This window comes from Kitasatospora sp. NPDC059803, assembly GCF_042732255.1.
Lineage (GTDB): Bacteria > Actinomycetota > Actinomycetes > Streptomycetales > Streptomycetaceae > Kitasatospora.
In genome coordinates, this window is sequence record NZ_JBHWIJ010000201.1 from 1 (window position 1) to 5,309 (window position 5,309).

Below are 5,309 nucleotides of genomic sequence, written 5' to 3' on the forward strand. Positions count from 1 at the left end.
CACACGGGGGGGGCCCCCCGGAGCCCGTGCTCCGGGGACCGCCGCCGTCAGCCGCCGTTTGCTAGCCGCGACGACGGTTGCGGCGCGTCACCAATGCCAGCCCACCGCCGAGGAGCAGGAGACTCCCCGCCAGCCCGGCCAGGTGGGTGTTCGCTCCGGTGCTCGGCAGGTGGCCGTGCGGCGGCTTCGCGGTCACCGTCGCGCTGGACGGCGGTGAGGTCACCGGCGGACCGGACGGCGGAGTGCCCGTCGCCGTCGCCGTGTTGGTGACCTTCCCGCTGTCGACATCCGCCTGCGTGACGGTGTAGCTGGCGGTGCAGGTCACGGATGCGCCGGGTGCGAGCGAGGCCGCGCCGGCCGGGCAGGTCACCACGGGCGGAGTGCCGCTGCCCGAGAAGGCCGTCTCGTTCACCGTCACATCGGTCAGCGTGGCGCTCCCGGTGTTGGTCACCAGGAAGCTGTAGTCGACGACCTGCCCGACGGCCGAAACCGTGGTCGGCGAGGCCGACTTGACCACGGTGAGCGCCGGGGCCGGGGTGTTCGGGACGCTGGTCGAGGACGGCGGGGACGTCACCGGCGGACCGGTGGGCGGAGTGCCCGTAGCCGTCGCCGTGTTGGTGACCTTCCCGCTGTCGACATCCGCCTGCGTGACGGTGTAGTTGGCGGTGCAGGTCACGGACGTGCCGGGGGCGAGGGAGGCCGCGCCGGCCGGGCAGGTGATCGCGGGCGGGGTGCCGTTGCCGGAGAACGCGGTCTCGTTCACGGTGACGTTGGTCAGGGTGACGTTGCCGGTGTTGGTCACCAGGAAGGAGTAGTGCAGCACCTGGCCGACGCCGGTGAGTTCCGTCGCATCCACCGACTTCATGATGGTGAGCGCCGGGTTGGACGTCGCGGTGACGGTTGCGTTGGAGGGCGGTGAGGTGACCGGCGGGCCGGTGGGCGGTGTGCCGGTGGCCGTCGCGGTGTTGGTGATCGAGCCTGCGTTGATGTCGGCCTGTGTGACGGTGTAGGGGGCGGTGCAGGTCACGGACGTATTGGGGGCGAGGGAGGCGGCGCCGGCCGGGCAGGTGATCACGGGCGCCGGACCGCTGCCGGAGAACGCGGTCTCGTTCACCGTCACGTTGGTCAGCGTGACGTTGCCGGTGTTGGTCACGAGGAAGCTGTAGTCCACGACCTGCCCGACGGCGGTGACCGTGGTCGGGGACGCGGTCTTCATGATCGTGAGCGCGGGCGTCGCGGGGACCGGGGTGTTGGTGAAGGTGCAGACCACCAGCGGGCTGTTCTTGCCCTCCACCGTGGGTGGGAACGGCAGGTTGAAGGTGGTCGCGCCGGTGCCCGAGGCGACCGGGGCGTTGCCGTTGGCCGTGTCGACGCAGTCGTAGGCGGTGGTGTAGTTGGCGAGGCTGCCGGAGGCGGCGGTCTCGGTCAGCGTGTAGGTGGTTCCCGACACGGCGATGACCGGGCCGGCGGGGGGTGTCTGGATGCCGGTGCTGGTGCCGGTCGTGGTGGCGGTGTTGCCCTGGGTGACGCCGCCGCCGGTGATCGCCAGGTTGAACTGGTCGTTCGACGTGGTCGACGAGGCGAACCGGCCGACGATGTTCTTCTGCAGGGCCAGGGTCGGGTTGGTGGAGCAGGCGCCGAGGTCCACGGACAGGAACGCGTTGTTGGAGTACGGCGTGGGCCCGGCCGTGATCACGCCGGTGTTCGGGTTGAGCTGCTCCAGGAAGGTGGTGGTCCCCGAGGCGAACTCGATGTAGAGCATTCCGGCGTTGTCGAAGGCCGCCCCGTTGAACGAGTTGCTGTCCGGATTGGGCAGGGTGCTCAGCACCGTGTCGGTCAGCGGTACGCCGGTGGCCGACCCGGTGGTGGGGATCGGCCCGGCGACCCGGCCGATGGCGGCGTCGGTGCCGACGGAGGAGAGGGCGTAGAGGTTGCCGCCCGCGTCGAAGGTGATGTCGCCGTTGGGGCCGGAGGCGCCGGTGACGGGCAGGTTGAACGTGGCGATCACGCCGGGGATCGCCGTGTTGGTGGTGGTGTTGAAGCCGTAGAGGGTGGCCACGCCGGGCGTGGTCGCCGTGCCGGGCTCGAAGCTGGCGTAGTAGTAGATGCCGTTGACCGGGTCCACCGCGCCGGAGACGAAGGAGTCGGTGGTGGCGCCGGCGGTTCCCGTGTACGTGGTCCAGGTCTGGGTGGCCGCGTTGTAGCCGTACACGTTGACGGACCCGGCGACGGTCGGGGTCTGGTCGACCACGTAGGCGGCGGTGCCGCCGTCGGTGATCCCGAGGGCGTTGGTGAAGCCCGACCCGGCGGGGAGCGTGCTGACCGTCGTCGCGGTCACGCTGGATCCGCCGACGCTGCCGGCGGCCAGGGCCAGCAGGGTGCCGTTCGCGGCGGTGGAGGAGCCACGCTGGATGGCGTAGATCGTGTTGCCCGTGCAGTCCAGGGGGTCGCCGGGTGCCCGGGGCAGGCGGCCGAGCGGGGCGGCGCTCGGCGGGGTGGCCGCGCTGCTCGGCCCGGCCGGTCCGGCCGCTGCGGATGGCGCGGCCTCCGGGGACGGGGCTCCTGGAGCGCTGCTCCGGCCGGTGGGCGTCGCGGCCGGTGAGGGGTCGGCCTGCGTTGTCGTGGCGCCGGTGCCGGGGTCCTTCCACTCCAGTACGACGAGGCCGTTGCCGCCGTCGCCGCTGTGGCCGCCGCCGTCCTTCGCCGCGTCGGCACTGGTGTTGGCGCTGGTGTTGGTGCTGGTGTCGGTGCTGTTGACGCCCGCGATGGACGGCGCGAAGCCGCCGAAGGCCGCCCCGGTGACGTACTGGCGCTCGGTCACGTGAGGGGCGAGGCCTTGCGACCCGTCTTCAGGACCGGCCCCGGCAGCGTCGGCGCCGCTCGCAGCCGCGCTCGTGGCCGAGGCCGTGCCGCCGTCGGCTGCCAGCAGGGTGTCCGCGGGGGTGTGCGACTGGCCCGACCGGATGGCGGAGGCGCCACCGTTGCGGGCCTCCGGGGAGCCCGAGCCGTCGGGACGCGACCGCCCGCCCTGGCCCGGCACCACCGTCAGCCGCTGTCCGGCCGTCACCTCCAGCAGCGCGGTCGCGTAGGCGCCGGCGGCGCCCGGCCGGTTCGCGTGGTCGCGGCCGGCCGCGGCGGTGTCGCCGTCGGCGGCCGCACCCGCACCCCAGGCCTTCGCCCTGATCGAGGAGACCCCGGTGGGGACGGTGAAGTCCTGGTCGCTTCCGGTGTAGGCGAAGGACAGGCAGTCGGTGTAGCCGGCATCGGCCGGGCACGTCTGAGCCGCGTGCGCGGCGGGGGCGGCCAGCAGCGGGACGAGCGGCGCCGGCGCCAGCATCAGCACGGCCGCCAGCATTCCCGTCCAGCCGCGCCGCGTCGAGCCCGCCCTCCTCGGCGGACGGGCCAGGGCTCTTCCTGGCGTCTCGAAGGCTCGGGCCAAGCCCCAGTGGCGTCTGATTTCGGGCATCGGGGACTCCCCAGGGTGCTCGCGGGACTCTTGGATGACGGCATGAATGCGGCCGTAAGGTGACGAACTGACTATGTCGTCCGTGTTATCCGGGCTGATCCGGCGCGCGGGAGAAGTCATCCCGGCGGCCCATGCGAGCGAGCTGACAACCTGACGGACGGACTGCCGAGTACGGCTGTCGGAGTGACGGCCGACGCCACGGCGGTCACGGCGGTCACGGCGCCTCGCCCGCAGGCGGGGCCCGGCGCGGGGTCTTCCCCCTCGCGCGCTGCCCGCAAACGGACGGCCGGGCGCGGCAGGTCGGCGGAGCCGCCGTCCGCGCGAAGCCCGTCGAGCTCCTGCGGGAATCTGAACTCGCCTTCTGCTGGCCAGAGTTGATCCGGAAAGCCGCCGGGCTCACTGGCGAACTGACGGACAGTCGGCTTCAGGGGTTGGTGGCGAAGGCGGCGATGTCCGCCAGCGGCGGCTGGTAGCCGTGGGTGGTGTCCACGTGCAGGTGCGGCACCGGCAGGGACGGCGGGGTGAAGTCGTCCAGCAGGTTGCCCGGGCCGGGCGGGGCGGCGAGGAGTGCGCGGTCGGCGTGCGCGGCGCGGCGCGGGTGCGTCGTCAGGCGGGCCCGGATCCGGGCGCGGGCCACTGTCGGGTCCACCCGGCAGTGCACGATCCGCAGTTCGGCGTGCTCGGCCAGCGGGGTCAGGCCGGGTCGCCACAGCCGGTCCTGGAACGCGGCCTCCGCCACCGCGCTCACCCCCGCGCGCACCAGGACCTCCAGGACGTCGAAGAACGCCGCGCGCACCGCCTCGTCGGGGTTCCCGGCCCGGGTGCCCGCGTGCACCAGGCCCTCCTTCAGCTCGTCCCGGCACACCGCCGGGCAGCCGAGGGCCTGTGCCAGCGCGTGGGCCAGCGTCGTCTTCCCGCTGCCCGGCCCGCCGCTCACCACGATCAGCATCTGTGGACCCCTTTCGTCAGGCCAGGTCAGGTCAGCTCAGGCCACGTCAGGCCAGGTCAGGTCAGGTCAGGGCGCGGAGCAGGCGGTCGGCGAGGGTGGGGTAGGGGCGGCAGTCCAGGACGGGCAGGTGGTGGGTGCGGGCCTGGTCGGCGAGCCAGTGGGAGTAGCGGGCGCTGACGGCGGCGCGGCGTTCCTGCGGGCCGCAGTCGGGCTCCCGCCGGGCGTAGTTGGCGCTGATGCCGGCCGCGTCGCCCTCGTGCAGGAACGCGGCGCGCACGACGCGGCCCTGCCCGGCGGCCTCGGCGGCGGCGCGGGCGGCGGCGGCCGGGGTGAGGTAGTCGCCTTCGACGATCGCGGGCACGTCGACGGTGAGGCGGTTGCGCACCACGCCGAGCAGGGCGTCGTCCAGGGCGCGGGCGGTGGCGATCTGCAGTTCCAGGACGCGGTCGGCGGGCAGGGCGTCGGGGTCGTCGAGGCCGTCGAAGTGGTGCAGGCCGGGGTGGCCCTCGGCGGTGGTGGCGGCGTGCAGGGCGGCGACGACGTCGTCGAACTCGACCACGAACGCGCCGCTGTGCCGGGCGAGTTCGGCGGCGGCGCGGCTCTTGCCGAGGCCGGAGGCGCCGCCGAGCAGCAGGACGTCCCAGGTGGGGGCGCTGCCGTCGCCGTCCCCGTTGGCGCTCCCGCTGCCGTTGGTGTCGTTGCTGTGCATCCGGGCACGGTACCCGCCGCGCGGGGTGGGGCGGTAAGCGGTTTCGGGGGCGGGCGGGCTCTGAGGGGTGAGGGAGGTGTGGGCCTTCCCCGCCTGGCCCCCGGCGCCCGACAGCCGGCCCCGGCCCGGTCCCGTCCGGGCCCCCCCCCCCGCCCGCCCCCCCCCGGGGGGGGGGGGGGGGTGGA

At 74.0% G+C, this 5,309-nt stretch carries 3 protein-coding genes; all 3 read right to left on the reverse strand.

The features are described from left to right. Positions 1 to 61: 61 nt before the first annotated feature. Positions 62 to 3,466: an LPXTG cell wall anchor domain-containing protein gene (locus tag ACFV6I_RS27035; RefSeq protein ID WP_380428145.1), complete on the reverse strand. Its 3,405-nt coding sequence runs from the start codon at positions 3,464 to 3,466 to the stop codon at positions 62 to 64. 424 nt (positions 3,467 to 3,890) lie between these two features. Then, a complete protein-coding gene (locus tag ACFV6I_RS27040; protein ID WP_380428147.1) occupies positions 3,891 to 4,415 on the reverse strand; it encodes an AAA family ATPase in 525 nt (174 codons plus the stop codon). A gap of 61 nt (positions 4,416 to 4,476) precedes the next feature. Continuing rightward, a complete protein-coding gene (locus ACFV6I_RS27045) occupies positions 4,477 to 5,124 on the reverse strand; it encodes an AAA family ATPase (RefSeq protein WP_380428149.1) in 648 nt (215 codons plus the stop codon). Positions 5,125 to 5,309: the final 185 nt, after the last annotated feature.